The 17,151-nt window shown below is 47.7% G+C and carries 8 protein-coding genes; 4 read left to right on the top strand and 4 right to left on the bottom strand.

Annotated elements, in window-relative coordinates:
* Window positions 1–230 precede the first annotated feature (230 nt).
* The 4 genes from C1Y41_RS10420 to hhe all read right to left on the bottom strand — a co-directional run bounded on the left by C1Y41_RS10420 (window position 231) and on the right by hhe (window position 11,414).
* On the bottom strand, window positions 231–1,310 hold the full coding sequence (locus C1Y41_RS10420) for a PD-(D/E)XK nuclease family protein (RefSeq protein WP_028723596.1): 1,080 nt from the start codon (window positions 1,308–1,310) through the stop codon (window positions 231–233).
* Window positions 1,311–1,325: 15 nt separating this feature from the next.
* Complete coding sequence (locus tag C1Y41_RS10415; protein WP_104085418.1) at window positions 1,326–3,032, bottom strand: LeoA/HP0731 family dynamin-like GTPase; 1,707 nt, start codon at window positions 3,030–3,032, stop codon at window positions 1,326–1,328.
* A complete protein-coding gene (locus C1Y41_RS10410; protein WP_104085417.1) occupies window positions 3,032–5,230 on the bottom strand; it encodes a dynamin family protein in 2,199 nt (732 codons plus the stop codon). Before C1Y41_RS10410 ends, C1Y41_RS10415 begins: the two co-directional genes overlap by 1 nt.
* A 502-nt stretch (window positions 5,231–5,732) precedes the next feature.
* Window positions 5,733–11,414 carry a DUF4011 domain-containing anti-phage protein Hhe gene (gene hhe / locus C1Y41_RS10405; RefSeq protein ID WP_104085416.1) on the bottom strand — a complete coding sequence of 1,894 codons (5,682 nt, stop codon included), beginning with the start codon at window positions 11,412–11,414 and terminating at the stop codon, window positions 5,733–5,735.
* A 334-nt stretch (window positions 11,415–11,748) separates the two neighbouring features.
* Between hhe and C1Y41_RS20450 the strand changes: the two genes are divergently transcribed.
* The 4 genes from C1Y41_RS20450 to C1Y41_RS10385 all read left to right on the top strand — a co-directional run bounded on the left by C1Y41_RS20450 (window position 11,749) and on the right by C1Y41_RS10385 (window position 16,716).
* On the top strand, window positions 11,749–11,961 hold the full coding sequence (locus C1Y41_RS20450) for a hypothetical protein (RefSeq protein ID WP_369826802.1): 213 nt from the start codon (window positions 11,749–11,751) through the stop codon (window positions 11,959–11,961).
* Between the two features lie 101 nt (window positions 11,962–12,062).
* Window positions 12,063–13,210, top strand: a protein-coding gene (locus C1Y41_RS10395) for an IS3 family transposase (RefSeq protein ID WP_104085415.1) whose coding sequence is annotated in 2 segments (ribosomal slippage) — window positions 12,063–12,300 and window positions 12,300–13,210 — 1,149 coding nt in all. Because the reading frame shifts where the segments join, the coding sequence is not laid out codon by codon here.
* A gap of 54 nt (window positions 13,211–13,264) precedes the next feature.
* Window positions 13,265–15,364: a RecQ family ATP-dependent DNA helicase gene (locus C1Y41_RS10390; protein WP_104085414.1), complete on the top strand. Its 2,100-nt coding sequence runs from the start codon at window positions 13,265–13,267 to the stop codon at window positions 15,362–15,364.
* Window positions 15,361–16,716, top strand: a complete 1,356-nt coding sequence (locus C1Y41_RS10385; protein WP_104085413.1) for a DNA-processing protein DprA — start codon at window positions 15,361–15,363, stop codon at window positions 16,714–16,716. Before C1Y41_RS10390 ends, C1Y41_RS10385 begins: the two co-directional genes overlap by 4 nt.
* The last annotated feature ends 435 nt before the right edge of the window (window positions 16,717–17,151 follow it).

Genomic DNA, 17,151 nt, shown 5'->3' with positions numbered 1-17,151 from the left:
CCATGTAAGACATTTAAAAATTAATGTAATAAGCTCTTTGCCATCTTCAAGGCATCATTTGAAAACGTATCCGGGCAAGGCACGTCACAATCGCTCGTGCCCAATTCAGTTTTGCAACGTCAGTAACATCGCAAAGCAACGTAATCCACGCTGAGCCGGTGCCGCGCTGTTATTCATGCGCCGCCTCTTAAACCCAGCGTAAAATGGGCCGGGTTGCCGTCCCACAGAGATTAGCGGAGCTCACGCTCAAAGTTATCCAGTAACGTCATCCGCTTTGCCAGATCCGAAAGCAATTCAGATTTAGGGGTTTCCTGCGGGACATGGCAGGAAAAGAAACCCAAAATTCTTCCGTTGGCTTCTTCCTCATACTCTTCCTCACTTCCCTCGATGTTGAGCATCGCGATCGCTCTTTCACGCATCTGCTCATTTTCAAGATCGCAGGCGTAAGTGATCACTTCAAACCACTCATCCACCGTTCCGTTCAGATACAGAACCACATCTGAAGGTGAGAACCAGTGGGAACATTTAAAGCGCAGTACCGGAAAGCCAGACCAGTTAGTCAGACGGGCTTTGATCTCATAGCCCTTGTCGCTGAAATGTTCAGTAAGGTAACGCTGGCATTCTCCGGACAACGTTTTAATGACGGTTTTCTTGAGCTCTTCTATTTCTGCAATGCGATGGAGATTAGTCAGAACAAACGCTTCGGTTTCAGTTGTAACAGCAGGGTGGCTCACAAGTAACTCCAGATGCAGGACATACTCACGCAGTATGACCAGCCATTTGTTTAATGATGAAGCCATATAGGCTTCCCCGATCCGCGAAGACAATGCACCGGTAAGCTGCCGGTAACTGACCCCAACCCAGCCCTCAGGCGCACAACCGTTGGGTGATAACACCACGCAAAGGGGCGTTTTGCCCTGATACGCTTCCTGTTGAAGGCACGTGAGGTAATCATCAAAGGGATTATTCTGCAGATGCCAGACCTTGTTCTCGATGATCATTACCCAGTCTTCACCCTCAAGCAGGATGTCGATCCGGTTCCCTCTTCCAGTGCTGACTTCACGCTGAGGCGGTGCGGACAGTTGGGCGTTGAACGTGTTTGCCAGTCCCATGCAGCTGAACAGCGCCTCTGCCGCCAGTGGCCCCAGCCCGTGACCACCGTCAGGATCGAGAAAGAAGGCCAGCACATCGCTGACAGGATTTTCATAGTGCCCGCGGGCACCTGAGGAAAAAATATTCGCTTCCGTTTTACGTGGCTGGGGAAGGCTTTTCATCTGATTCAGCAACGCTTCCAGCGCTAAAATGTCCATTTTTTCTCCCGAAGCTTAGTCGTTCACGCGCGTGTATTCCGCATTAATCGCTTCCGCATCCGCACGCCAGCGGGCAAAGAGTGACTGTTGCTCCTGAATCGCCTGCATTGCGCGTTCAAGGCTCGCCATTTCATCCTGCATCAGTGCGAAACCGGTAAAATAATCGCGTGCGAATTCACTTCCTCCCAGCACACTGATTAATCCATCGCGTTGCTGGTTGAAGTTCGAAATCATGGAGTCGATCATTTTTTTGAACTCCGCCTCACGCTTTGCCTGGCTGTAGGTATCCCACAATTCCAGCGCCACGCCGGCGAACACCAGCGCCCCGTTCAGGCCTTTAGCAAATTTAATGGCTCCCCAAGGTTTAAACTTCAGCAATTTTCCCAGCTCTAACCCGGCCATTTTACCAACGGACACCATCCCATCACGAGCGGCAATCACGGTTGCACTGTTAATTAAGTTGCTCTTAACGACATAATTGAGACCCTGCTTGCCCATCGCCGCCATATTGCCGTTGTAGTGATTGATTTCAGCGCTGTAGCCCAGATGCATCTTCTGGATGGCATTGTTTACGGACTGCACGCGGCGGGCGAACTCGTTGTCCAGGCGGGTATCAATGATGATGCCTTGCTCACCGATTTCGCTCTCGAAAAACTCCATATAGGTTTCGAGACTCAGGCCCCGGGCACGAAGTATCAAATCTTTAAAGTAGTCGAGTACAAAGTTATTGAGACTGATGCGCGCTTCCGAGATATCGCGCTGCATGGTCAGCAGCTCTTTGCTGAGCCGGACATGAATGGATGAGAGGTCTTCTACTTCCTGTCGGATACGCACATCATTCGCGATGGCTTCCGGCAGCTTCCGGGTCAGGATATCCCTGATAACACTCTTTTTCGTTTCTTCACTCAACGCCAGTGCTCCCCCGCTTTTTTCTATCTTGTCGCTCGTAGCGTCCTGCAGTTCACTGATATGAGACAGCGCACGGAATTTTTCCGGGTTATCCAGCCAGTATTCGGTCCCCATATCAAAAGGGTTAGCCGCGACGGCGACAATATTTAGCGCATCATGTTCCAGGGAAGTGAGCGCGATCAGGTCGTCCAAACGCGCACGCACGTTCTGGCGCTTCACCTCTACGTTGGCGGCGTAATCGTCCTCATCCTCCACGTCCGCTACTTCATCAAAGCGGCTGAGAACGAACACCGTACGTTCAAGCAGGTTCAGGGTACGGAAGAGCCATTCAAGGTCGGCCTTATGGCTCTCTTTTATCGGATTGGTGGAGTTCATGACATAGAGGATCAAATGCGCCTCACTGATGTACTTTTTGGTCATGTCCTTGTATTTTTCGACAGCCTGGGTGTCTTCGTTGAACTGTTCTTTGAAGCCAAACAACCCGGGCGTGTCAATCAGGACAAAGTCCGATCCCACGTCGTACACTTTGACTTCGTTGGAAGATTCCTGATGGCTGATATTCATGCTCGCTTTATCGAGACGCCCCATCCAGGCGGCAGCTATTGAGGTTTTCCCTTCGGAGAACCCTCCAATCAGCGCGATTTTTAATTTCCCGTTCGCGGCATTCTCTTTGGCCGCTTCAATTTTATTGATGAGCTGCACATCGACCGGGACGCCGACCTTCTCACCCTGCTCAAGAAAGGCGGTGAGTTCATCCAGAATGTGAACATTGCGGGACTGCTGCGCTTTAAAAACATCCAGCGTTTTTTCCATTACTTCGCTCCAGAAAAATCAATTCCAGTGGATAAAAGGCGTAATCCGGCCGCGGCCTGGATCAGGATCTCATTGATGCCCGAAACCTGTTTCACAGGCTCCTCCAGCATGTCTTTAATCTCAGCGATTTTCTCTTGCAGCTCCGGGAAGGCTTTTTGAATGCCGTCGACAATGGCGTCGTTCATGTGGGCAGCCACGTTGCTGAGATTTTTGTCAGCGGACTGCTTCTGCTGAGACATTTTGTAACTGGAGCTGATCATGCTGCGCAGGGCTTTGTAGGCCGCAAATGCCAGATTCGCCAGCGCCGGGCCGAGGACAAGCCACCCGGCGGGGTTCCAGAAAAGTAGCGCGCCGCCCGCGAGTGTCGCCAGAAGTCCCGTGACGTTGATGCCGTTATCGATATCAATCGTGAGGGGAATATTACTGCTGAATTTGTGCGTCTGGAGGCGTGAAAAGGTATTGAGGATCCCGCGAGCGTGCTGCTGAAACTGCGCAACAATGTCACTGATCTCTGAATGAAAGCGCTCAAGTTCGGCTTTAAGTATCCCTGGAAGAGACTTTTCAAGCGAAGCGTGCTCTAGGCTAATCATGGCATCCAGCTCACTTTTAAAGCGATCGTTACTGATATCACCGTCAATCACTTTATAGATACGCTCGCGCGCATGATTGCGGAAACGACTAACGCTCTCCTCCGCGCGGTCAATCAGACGCTGGCGCAGTGATTTCAGTGCGTGATCAAGCTGCTTGTGTGCACTGTTTTTGTCCTCATTAAGCTGCCAGACAAGTTTTGCGTAGGTGTCTGACTGCAGCACGCTCACCTGTGCGGCAATGTCATCCAACACAACGCGGGTTTTCTGTATGTTCGAACGGGCAATTTTTGACTTGCTGTCGGCGACAAGCTGTTGTGTCAGTACGCGCGCAAGCGCTGAAACGCCCGTTTTTTCGAGCAATTCTTCTGGGGTAAAGGCTTTCAGGTACTTATCGCGACTCTTCGCATTGGGCCCGCCGGGGACCAGGTGTTCGGCCAGACTGAGAAAAGCAGGCATGGCGCTGACAACCAGCGTTTGACGATAGTTTTTACCCAACTGCTCGCGCATTTTGTCGTCCAGATCCTGAATACTGTGCGCTTCATCCTCATTAACGAGGGGTCTTCCAAGCGCCATAGCATTCGTTACACGCTTATTGAACAACGTCCAGACTTCAGTCTGCGCATTGAGATGAGACCTGATTTTCTCCAGTGTGCCGGGATTATCCTCATCACCTTTCTGCGGCGCCGTGGCTTTACTGGTGACGTAAAAAACGGCGTGCGCTTTCTCGACCGCGTGCTGTATCTGCTCGCGCACCTTGCTCTCCTTACCTTCAATACCGGGTATGTCCAGCAGGGCAAAGCGCTGACCGCACGACTCAAAAGGATAGAGAGTAGCGTCCAGGGTGAAATCGGACATACCCGTGCCGATGATTTCACCGTCCGCCAGTGCGTTCAGTTCGGCAAACTTTTCATCCATCCGCGCGCGCTGCTTCAGCATCGTCTGCCGTTGTGCATTACAGTCCGCTTTCTGCACGGCAAGCGATTGTGTTTCCTGATGAATTTCTGCCTCTAATGCCTGCTGCTTCTGTTTCACCTGACGCCACTGCTTTTGCTCTTGAGATAAGATCCAAAGAGCCAGTAGCCGACGTATTGCTGACCAGCGCATCTTCTGATCCTCAATCAACGTACTCAGCCGCGACAATTCTTTACCGAGTTCAGCTTCGCGATCTGAGTAGCGGCCTCGCACCTCCGCCAGTGCCTGACTTAGAGAGGCTGCTAATGCTTCGTTTTCTTTTAAAGCCCGATCAGCGTTTTCAAGCGCCTCTGGTGAGAGATCGTGTTGCTGCTGAAACTGGCGAAACGCTGCCTGCCTGGTGAGCTTTGTATTCTCTTGGAGCAGGATACGCAGTGCCTCAATGACAGTTGATTTTCCCGCATTCGTCTCCCCGTAAAAGGCGATGGTAAACGTCTCCCATTCAGCATTAGAACGCAGGCTGTCAATTGCCTCGTTCAGGCGCGTCTGGAAACTCTCAAGTTGAAGGCGGGCATTGCTGTTGGCTTTCTGTAAGGCAGGGTCGTTTACAGGCAGGGTCAGGTTGTCGAGAATTCGTTCTACTTCCTGCGAGATTTTTTTATAGACCTGCGTAGAGGTCTCACTGGCAACAGACATGCAGTATCCTTTTGAATTGATCCATTTGGCGCGGCTGTAATACGCAGCGTGGGCAGTAACCGCTCAGGTAAAACTTCTGACCGCAGCCCTCCGCGTCACCCAGAGCCTAAAGTTGTTGACTGGTTCAGGCGCGCCGATCATATACACAGCACTCATCGTTGAATCGGCAGAATGAGAAATTCCTTTAATGGAAACGAGGCAAAAAAGTCATTTAATCGGGCAAGAGAAATGATCCAATGCGCTCATAAACGTCACGACGGCCAGACAGTATCTCTTTAACTTTCCTACAAGGCTTTTTGATCCAATGTTGATTAAGCCCTAGATGTGATTTTTTGGTAGGGATTAGTGTGAAAATGTGATCACAAAACTGATCACCGAAACAGTGATAAAAACCGCCAAATGGTAAACAACGCAATGATCATGCATTCTTAAAAATGTATAACCTTTATAAAAATCAGATGCAGATAAGTTACAAGAGGCTTCCTTGCCTCACTGTAAAATTTTACTCTAATCCTTCTCCGTCAATGATAGACAAAACTCTATCTAAATAAGTCTTACCCATCTTGCTTTCGGTCGCTTCACGCAGATATTTAGGTATACGCTCTACAAACTCAGAGCGTGACAGCGGCTGATGCTCAACTAAAGCTTCAATCATAGCAGGGCGTAGCAATTTACTTTCATCTGCAATATAGGGACACTCTATGTCTATCACCTCTCTGGCAAAACGTTCAAGCCGCAATCTAAGCGGCTCGGCACTATCGCTAAAAGCTGTTACATTCGCACTAGCTTCATGTTCTTCAACAACTAACTGTTCGATAGCCTGCTCTTCAGAATATCCATGTTCAGGAACTATGGTTTTTAATTGATGTAATTCACGAATAATAGGTTCCAAAACCTCTTCAGGATTACTGAACCAATCTGTGGACCATATACGACGAATCCGCCATCCCAGTCCCTCTAACACATCCTGCCGTAAGCGATCCCTGTCACGAGCGGACTTAGCAGAATGGTAAGTCGCACCATCACACTCAATCCCCATCAAATAACGTCCCTGCTTACCGGGATCACGAACCGCAATATCAATAAAGAATCCGGCTACCCCGACCTGAGGCTCACAACGGAAGCCAGCATTTTCCAGCGCCATAATAACTGCTACTTCAAAATCACTATCCGGCGCTTTGCCGGTAAACTGTGAAAGCCCATCCATATTGCCCTTTTCAGCAAAGTGCAAAAAGCCGCGTAAGGCCTGAACGCCACGCTTAGATGTTTCTGTTACCTGAACATCTTCCGCTCGCATTGAGCTGAAAACATGCATTCTTTTTTTGGAACGAGTGAAAAGAACGTTCAAGCGACGCCAGCCGACATCTGAGTTGATAGGGCCAAAGCGTTGATATACTTTGCCATCGGCCTCACCCGGCCCATAAGTAAACGAAATAAAGATGACATCGCGCTCATCGCCCTGAACGTTTTCGAGGTTCTTAACAAAGAGTGCATCGCTTTTCGTTCTTAACCGATCAATAGCTGCCTCAGCTTGAGAGTCTTCACGACACATTTCGTCAATGGCTCGTTCAATCTGTTCACGCTGCTTTGAGTTCATGGCAACGATCCCCAAAGACTCCTCAGGCGAATGGATTGCATGTAAAGCCACAGCCTTAGCGATAACCCGAGCTTCTTCGATATTATGCTGGTTTATGAAACGACCGTTTTTAACGAAGCTGAATTTAACGCCATACTCTGGGGCATGAGCGTTAGGTGATGGGAAAACCACTAAATCACTGTTATAAAAATGACGGTTAGAGTAGGCAATCAGGCTCTCGTGCTGAGAACGATAATGCCATCTTAAACGGCGCATTTTGAAAAGCGGCAAAGAGGCATCAAGAATACTGTCAGTCTGACTTACTGCAGCAGTGTCTTCGCCATCATCATCAATGCCTGCACGATCAAAGAAGCTGGTTGGCGGAAGCTGTTTAGGGTCACCAACTACGACGATTTGCTTACCGCGCGCGATAACTCCCAACGCATCCTCAGGCTTAACCTGTGAAGCTTCATCCATCACAACAAGATCAAATTCAATGTCACCCGGTTGAAGGTAATTAGCCGCAGACATTGGCCCCATCATAAAACAGGGCTTCAACTGGAGCAGTGCGCGACCGGCTCGATTAATAAGTTGACGAATCGGAACGTGCCGCGTCTTCTTGCCGGTCTCGTTTCTGATAAGAGCCATTTCCGTGTAGTCTGCTTTTCTTCCCCCTGATGCGCCCTGGGGAACCGGATTGCTCGCAATAATGGCTGCTATACGTTCACGCTGTAATGTCTGAAGCGCCTTGTCATAGTCACGAAATGTTTTTTGCATGGCGCTCCGGCTATTACCCGACACCCGTAGAAGATGCGGACGTTCAGAAGCAACTTCGCGCGCCAGCTGATCGAAAATAGCTACCTGCAAGCCGGTATCGATGTGTTCAATTGCAAGTGTATGGCTCATGATCGCATCACGGATACGCTGTAGCCCGTTACTTTCAATTGCTTTAGATACGCGGGTAAAATTAATCCAACCATTTAACCATCGAGGTTTAGATATTGCTTCTTTATTACGCTCTATTAATGCGGAGAGACGATCCTGGCATCGTTGCTGCCATTGCACAATATCAAGCTGAGTCTCCTGTGCAAAATTCATTTGCCGGTCTGTTTGAATTTCCCACTTGTGCTCAAGGGCATGAAAATGCTGTTGTAGGCTTCGGTACTCATCGCCGCCGGATAACTTTTTGATAGCATCAGCCAAATCAGAGTTGTGGATTTTTTCACGCATTTGTTCTGTAAAATTAATGGTTTCACTCATCACATTTAGAAGACGCGTGTTATCTTTACTTGCTCCAAAAGCTATTTCATCGGCTATCGCAAAAATATCTCTAGGCAAGGTATCTTCACTTATAGCACTCTGCTTTTCTTGTATTTGATGCAAGATGACGATCTTTTCATTTACTGTCTCCAAAGTAAGTTGCTCAGCTGTAAACCATTGCTGTATTGGAAACAGTGCATCCTTAAGGTTCGCTATAAGAGGTGAAAAAATATTTGTGTCACCGGTCAGTGTTTGAACGTTTTCAGGGAACAAAACGTTTGATGGGATAGTTTCTTCATACTCTTTCAGTTTGGTCAGATGCTGCGAGATTTGAGTATCTATACCTTGATGTTTTAACTGCTGGATACCTTTGAAAATCTGACTATCCAAAGTGAGTAAAGCGCTGCCTATGGCAACGTTAGCGCCGAATCCGATACCCCAGACACTACGCACTTTGCTATACCAGTCTCGAAGCTGTCGCATCTGGCTCGGCTCGGTTTCTAATCCTTGATAAAGCTCACCGAAAATTTGGCTAAAATTACGTGCCTCAAACTCGGTTAGTTCTTGAGCATACTGACGAAGCCTGGGCAGTTCATCATAAAGCGTTTTCCATTTTGTATCAGGTTTGCTGGATAAGCCGATTAGCGTATTTTTGGCTTGTCGCCATGAGCCGCTTAACCAGCTAAACAAGCCAGAGTCTTTCAAGCTGCTTTCAATAGTCTTCAGCTGTTCATCATCAGTTACTTTATTCAGTACAAAGCGTGACTTTAACTGGTCGCGCAGGGTATGTAACGATGCCAACCGCTGGCTTAACTCTTTAATCAGCGGCTCGATACCATCATCATCGAACCTTTCATGTCTGTATTTAACTAAATCGCCAGGTAGCTCAAATGCAACATAAATAAATGTCGCTATTTGACTAAAACCTTGCGGAGTAACAGGAAATCTTTCGGAAACAGAAGATGGTAAAGATTCAAGTAGTGCGAAAAGATGCTCACGATCTGATTCAAAAGAAGCATGCATTTGCTCTAAATTACGAATCAGACGTACGACATCAGCAAGCGTGATCACGCTCTCCAGACCAAAATTTTTAGCAATATTCGGCAAGTCAGGCGCAGAAACCCCTTCCTCAAGGAGACGCAATTTTTCAGGCATCAGGTAGTCAGCCATATGACGATAATCAGCCTGAACGACATTGAAATCCACCAGCCAATTTTTTAAATGTTTAACCTTATTATCATCAAGTTTGGCGTAAGCCTGAAAATCAGCTTCAGCGGGCAGATCCGGAAGTCGACCGGACAACTCAACTAACTGAGTCTGCCAGCTCATTTCGTCATGATTGGTAGTAACAATCGAATACTGATTTAGAAAATCTGAGAGCGCCTGCTGCCATGAGATTAGCGCTACATTCCATTCATTCAGAATTGAAACAATTCTATCACTGTCGAAAAGCTGGATAACGACGTTATTGATGCCATACCAGGGATGCTCCCATAGTTCAGCATGCTCACCGACCTGTTGACGAAACTCCACAACGACATCTTTAAACTCTTTGATTTCGTCACGTAGTCTCAACTGCGCCACGCGATCTAATTTCTGCCCCGAAAGGTTTTCTATATGCAATTGAGTAGGATCAATACCCAGTTCGCGTCGATAGCGTGTCGCCCCGGTCAAAATCTGGTGAATAGTCAGCTCGGTTTTTTTCCAGATCTCATTAATTTCCTGAGCGTAACTGTTTAACTGACTCTTCAAATCTTCATAGCGTGAAATCTCTGCGTCAATTTGCGCAGGCGTTTTTTGCAATGACGGGTTATGCAGCCTTTTCTGGATATCCTCTAAAACCTTACGCTTATGTGATTTATGACTGTGAAGTTCCAGACAAAAATCACCTAATCCCGCCTTATCGAGCCTGTGTTTTACTACTTCTAGCGCAGCGAGCTTTTCCGCAACAAAGAGAACCTTTTTACCATTTAGCATCGCAGCGGCAATAAGGTTCGTTATTGTTTGTGATTTCCCCGTCCCTGGTGGTCCTTCGATTACCAAATTTTCGCCGTTTATAGCATCAATCAGAGCGCTATGCTGCGAACTATCAGCATCATAAATAAGCGGAAATTTTTCATGAATGTTATCGAGAGTATCGATCGAATATTCCCTGGACAAACTTTCTGTATTCGAATTGTTTTCTGCCTGAGATGTAAAAAGGCGTTTGATCACTTCATGATTCAGTAAGTTTTGACTGCCTTGAGGCCAACGCTCTGGATCAAGATCCAGATACATCAGCATCTTGCTGAAGTTTAATAAGCTCAATGCTCCGTAGCGACGCACTTTCCAGCGCGGCTTATTCTTTTCGATGATTGCCTGTATTTGTTTGAAGTAAGTTTCAGGCAACATCTCGTCATCAAGACTGGGCAAGGCAAGACCAAAATCACCCTGTAATTTTTCATGCAACGACAAATTAGGGATAATGTCTTCCCCGGTATAACGTAAGTGGTAACGATAGAGCCCGGCCTGTGGATCGAGCTTACCTTTCTCAAGCGTCACCGGAACAGTAAAGAGTGGAGCAAGTCGAGCCTTATCTGAATCTTCACTTTCATACCATTCCAGAAAGCCAAGGGACAAATAGAGAATACCGGCTCCCGTCTCTTCAATTGCGACCTGCGCCTTACCATGGATAGAACGCAACACGGCTTCCAGCTCGGCTGGATAGTAAAGTGTCTGTATTTGGTCATCGGTAAGGGATGTCTGAACTGATGGTTTACGCAACGGCTTGCCCGCTTTCGTATCACGCTCAAACTCACCGATATCTTTGTAGCCAAGCCGGGTAAGAAGAGAATCCAGATGTTCGCCTGGAAGACCAGAGTTAGCTTCAGTACTTCTGATGCCTGCTAAAGAGCCTCCGTTATCTTCCAGATGCTCAAGGATGACATCTCTTGCTTTGATTACCAGCTCATAATCTTCTGATGAAATATTGTTTTGAGCGCTGCTCAACAATTCATAGCTGGTATTAATACCCAGTTTGCCAGCCCAGGTTTTCGCATCGGGCAATGATTTTGTTGCTTTCTCTTCTGCTGAAGAGGCATTTTTCTCCAGATAACCAAAATGCTGTAACTGTGTTTTGGTCGGATCCGGCACAGGAGCGAACTGCATGGCCTGTTCTGACATAAGGGTTTGAAATAGCTGATCTGGCAACTCATTGATAATACGTAAGGAAGAGTGCTTTTGATTAACCGGAAAATTTAATAGCCGGTTTCGTGAAGTCAAATCCAGCAATTTACGCCGCATATCCTCAAGTGATTTGAGGATATATCCTTGAGATTCGTCATCGATTGAAGAAGTGTGTTCCGCCATATCAAACCCTGTAGATCATTAGCAAAAGATTACAAAAACTCACCAGGTTGCCTGTTTTCAATAATTGTCAGGAATAAAAACCGCTTCACTTAAAGTCATTCTTGCTGCCATGACAAGTTCTGTTGTTATTGTTAACGCTGGTGAACTCAGAGACAAACTTACCGGAAAAGGTGGTTTTTTGACCTAAAAACCTAGTTGGTAAGTATCAGGATAGCAAAATCATACCCTGAGCAGTGATGAACACAAGAGTATAATCAATAAGGAAGGTTTAACAAAAAGCCCCAAGCTGCATATTTGACTTAGCAAGGTTAAAGATCTCACCGCGCTGATTTTGTTGTCTAAAGGCATTAACGAAGCACATTATTTGTGCCAAAATCGTTCCATCTTCCTTCACTTTTATCTGACCGAAAATGCTATGGCTGGCGTGAACAAAACTCAACTGACTGAAACCGACATCGTAACTAAATTTATTCTGCCTGCGGTCAAGAAGGCCGGATGGGATGACATGACGCAAATTCGCCAGGAGGTGAAGTTACGTGATGGCTAGGTAGTTGTGCGGGGTAAGCTGGCATCCCGTCAGAAAGTTGAATCACCACGGGTTTAACAGACACCTCAGAGTCATTTAAGATGACTTAAAGAGAGGTGCCCATGAGCGGTAAGCGTTATCCTGAAGAGTTTAAAACTGAAGCAGTCAAACAGGTTGTTGATCGCGGTTATTCTGTTGCCAGCGTTGCAACACGTCTCGATATCACTACCCACAGCCTTTACGCCTGGATAAAGAAGTACGGTCCGGATTCTTCCACTAATAAAGAACAGTCAGATGCTCAGGCCGAGATCCGCCGTCTCCAGAAAGAGCTGAAGCGGGTTACCGACGAACGGGACATATTAAAAAAAGCCGCGGCGTACTTCGCAAAACTGTCCGACTGAGGTACGCCTTTATCCGTGACAACACCTGTTGCTGGCCTGTTCGCCTGCTCTGTGGGGTGCTGGATGTTCATCCCAGTGGTTTTTACGCCTGGCTTCAGCAGCCGCATTCACAACGCCATCAGGCAGACCTGAGACTGACAGGACAGATTAAACAGTTCTGGCTGGAATCGGGATGTGTCTATGGTTATCGCAAAATCCATCTGGATCTGCGGGACAGCGGGCAACAGTGCGGAGTGAACAGAGTCTGGCGACTCATGAAACGTGTCGGGATAAAGGCTCAGGTCGGATACCGGAGTCCGCGGGCACGTAAAGGCGAGGCCGGTATCGTGTCGCTCAACAGGCTCCAGCGACAGTTCAATCCGGATGCTCCGGATGAGCGTTGGGTAACGGACATAACCTACATCAGGTCCCACGAAGGCTGGCTGTATCTGGCCGTGGTTGTTGATCTGTTCTCACGCAAAATTATCGGCTGGTCAATGCAATCCCGGATGACAAAGGACATTGTCCTGAACGCACTTCTGATGGCTGTATGGCGGCGTAATCCCCAAAAACAGGTGCTGGTTCACTCGGACCAGGGCAGTCAGTACACAAGCCATGAGTGGCAGTCGTTCCTGAAATCACACGGCCTGGAGGGAAGCATGAGCCGTCGCGGTAACTGTCACGATAATGCGGTTGCAGAAAGCTTTTTCCAGTTGCTGAAACGCGAACGGATAAAGAAAAAGATCTACGGAACGCGGGAAGAAGCCCGCAGCGATATTTTTGGTTACATCGAAATGTTTTATATCAGTAAGCGTCGGCATGGTTCGAGCAATCAGATGTCACCGACAGAATATGAAAACCAGTATTATCAACGGCTCGGAAGTGTCTAGATTATCCGTGGCGATTCAGAGCGATAATTTTACCGTATAAATCAAGGAGTGATAATGAATCGAGCCCAAGCCCAACAATTACTACAAACAGCCTTAGCTAACCCCGCAGCCGAATTCCGTGATGGCCAGTGGGAAGCTATAGATGCCTTGGTAAATCATCGACAGAAACTGTTGGTGGTTCAGCGCACTGGTTGGGGTAAGAGTTCGGTCTATTTTATCAGTACCAAGATTTTTCGTGATAGTGGCATGGGGCCAACCATTATAGTTTCCCCTCTGCTAGCCTTGATGCGCAACCAGATTGAATCGGCCCAGCGTTTGGGCATTGTTGCTGAGACCATGAATTCTACCAACACCGATGAATGGCGAGCGGTGACCCAGCGCATTATGAACAATCAAGTCGATTGCTTACTGATCTCCCCAGAGCGCCTGGCCAATGACAATTTCATTGAAACAGTCTTACAGCCAATTGCCGATCGCATCGCCCTGATGGTGATTGACGAGGCACACTGTATTTCGGATTGGGGTCATGACTTTCGCCCTGATTATCGCCGCATCGTAAACATTCTGCGTCAGTTACCTGCAAACACGCCGATACTGGGCACTACGGCGACGGCAAATAACCGCGTTATGGAAGATATTCAAACTCAGCTCGGAGATATTCAAATTCACCGTGGCCCGTTGATCCGGGAAAGTCTCGCGTTACAAACCATGGTATTGCACGATCAGGCTTCGCGTTTAGCTTGGTTAGCACAGGAAATACCTTCCCTGCTAGGAACGGGGATTGTTTACACCTTAACAGTGCGAGACGCTGAACAGGTGGCTGAATGGTTGATTGCGAATGGCATAGACGCTAAGGCATATCACGGCAGCGTTGAAGCAGATGGTTTTGAAAACAGCAATGCCTACCGCCAGCATTTAGAAGAGTTGCTTTTCAACAACCAGCTCAAGGTATTGGTGGCCACCACAGCGTTGGGCATGGGTTACGACAAGCCAGATTTAAGCTTTGTAATTCATTATCAAGCACCGAGCTCTATCGTCGCCTATTACCAGCAAGTAGGCCGTGCTGGGCGAGGCATTGATCATGCGGTAGGTGTGCTGATGTCGGGGGTTGAAGATCAGAATATTCACGAGTTTTTTCGTGATTCGGCCTTTCCGTCTGAGGCTCAAGTCAATGAGATCTTGCACGTCTTGGAGCAGAGTGATGGATTGTCACTGCGCAGCATCGAAGAGCAAACCAACCTGCGTCATGGCCAAATCGAAAAAGTGTTGAAGCTGCTAAGCGTGGAAAACCCGGCACCCGTAATCAAAGACGGCAGCCGTTGGGTCAGAACCCCAGTGCGTTATCAAATGGATCATGCCAGAATTGCACACTTAACCGGACAGCGGCTGCAGGAATGGCAGCAGGTTCAGGCATATCTGGATGATGGTAGCTGCAAAATGACCTTTTTGCGGCGTGCGCTCGACGATCTCGATCCTGCGCCTTGTGGTAAATGTTTGTCTTGCTTAGGGCGGCCTATGATCAGTACACAAGTTGATCCTGCTTTGGCACATCGCGCAGGTACTTTTCTTAAACACGCCGAAATGGTGATCGTTCCAAAAGCGCAGGTGGCGGCCAATGCGTTTCTGACATACGGCTTTAAAGGCAATTTATCCCAGCAACTTCGCGCTCAGGAAGGCCGTGTTTTATCCCGCTGGGGTGATGCAGGTTGGGGGAGGACGGTTGCCGATAATAAACATGCCGGGCGTTTCAATGATGAATTGGTCGACGCCATGGCAGAAATGATTCAGCACCGTTGGCAGCCCGATCCTGCTCCTCGTTGGGTGTGCTGCGTGCCATCGCGTAATCATCCAGAATTGGTGCCAGATTTTGCACGCCGTCTTGCTGCACGATTGGGCCTACCATTTGTGGATGCTATTAGTAAAGTCAAAAATAACCAGCCGCAAAAAGGCCAGCAGAATCGTTTCCACCAATGTCGAAATCTGGATGGCGCTTTTGGCGTGACTCAGCTTTATAAGGGGCAACCGGTTTTGTTAGTTGATGACATAGTGGATTCCGGTTGGACACTAACGGTCATCGCAGCACTCTTACAGCAATCTGGCAGTGGTGTTGTTTATCCCGTCGCGCTGTCTTCATCTTCGGTGAAAGATTCATGAATGTATCCAGTATATTGTCCCCTACGGCACAAGCGACCTTGCTGTTGACGAGTTATTTTTCAAAAGCCAGCAGCGAAAGCGCAAAACCGCTAACCAATGCTGAATGGGGGCGATTTGCGTTGTGGTTAAAGGAAAAGTCCATCACGCCTGCTGACTTATTGGTGGCAGACCCGAACACGTTGCTGCAAGGGTGGCACGATGCGCGTATCAGTGCGGAGCGAATTGTTGAATTGCTGAACCGTGGTCATAGCCTCGCACTGGCCATGGAAAAATGGCAAAGAGCTGGTCTATGGGTAGTGACCCGCTCTGATCCAGAATATCCAAAACGCTTAAAGCAACGATTGAAAACAGACTCCCCGCCAGTGCTGTTTGGCTGTGGTAATAAAGCCTTGTTAAATGCTGGAGGCTTGGCGGTTGTTGGCTCGCGTAATGCCAGTGTTCCTGATTTGGCTTTTACCAACCAAGTAGGTGCCAAAGCCGCAAAAGAGGATATTGCCATTGTCTCTGGTGGTGCTCGGGGTGTCGACGAAACGGCAATGCTAGGTGCTATGGAACAAGGCGGTGTAGTAATCGGTGTGATGGCCGATAGCCTGCTAAAAGCAGCGACCAGCAGTAAGTGGCGTAAGGGCTTGATGGATGGCCATACTGTGTTGATATCGCCGTTCTATCCAGAGGCAGGATTCAATGCGGGTAATGCCATGGCCCGCAACAAATACATCTATTGCCTAGCCGACAGCTCTCTGGTGATTCACTCGGGCCAAAAAGGCGGTACGCTAAATGGTGCAGAAGAAAATCTGAAAAAAGTCTGGGTACCGCTGTGGGTTAAGCAAACAGCAGACAAAGATGCGGCCAATGCGGATTTGGCTACCAAAGGTGGCCGTTGGCTGGGGACTAATACTCAAGCCTTTAAGATTGCAGATTTAATGAGAAATGAAGGTGATGGTCGTACGAATCAGGTGAGGGAACAAATGGACGATCTGTTTTCCATACCTGCACAGCCTGAGTTGTTCGCCGGAAGAAAATCTTACTCAGACAATGAATCTAATCCTGAGATAAAAATTGCCGAGACAGAGGTTGAAGCTGTTGTTAACGAAAGGCAGGCAAATGTTGAAACTATTTCAAAGCAGACTGCCGAAAACGAAGCCATGCCATCAAGGCCTGTCAATTTTTATCAATTATTTACTTCCGAGCTTCAACGCTTGGCTAACGAACCAGTCACAGTCGATGCGCTTATCGAGAACACACGGCTTCATAAGTCTCAGCTAACTGAATGGCTAAAGCGTGCCAAAGAAGATGGGTTACTAGACAAGCTGAATCACCCCGTACGTTATCAAGTTAAGAAAATGAAATAGAAGGGATTTACGCATGCCCTTGAAAGAGGCGCACCTATTTTAGGAGGTCACTGCAGACTACTTGCTGAATCAGTTGTGGTGGGATAAATCTGTCTTGGGCATGTATAAAAACTGGGCTAGGAGGGTGGCTTAGATGGGCTTTCAGAGAAAGGAATTATGTTAACTCATTGCTAGTCAATGTTTGACAGAAACACCCAGCCTTTCAATACTCGTCTTTTTGATTTTGAGTATTGGAGCAGCCTGACTGGATCTGATGACGTCGTTGAATGTTTCAAGATTCTATCTTTTAAATTGGCGACTAACCTTCCCCCAGTAATTACCTAAGGCTTTGAAAATATTGAGATTAATTAGACATACTGGCTTTGTTTTTTATTAAAAAATATTTTCAAGGGATAGTTCGCTTGTTCGCAGCTTTATGTAAATCGCTATTCACAT

Origin of the sequence: Pantoea sp. ICBG 1758, assembly GCF_002928325.1 — a bacterium.
Classification (GTDB): Bacteria; Pseudomonadota; Gammaproteobacteria; order Enterobacterales; family Enterobacteriaceae; genus Pantoea; species Pantoea eucrina.
Note: the sequence above shows the minus strand (reverse complement) of the source record. Positions and strands in the feature narration are given on the sequence as shown.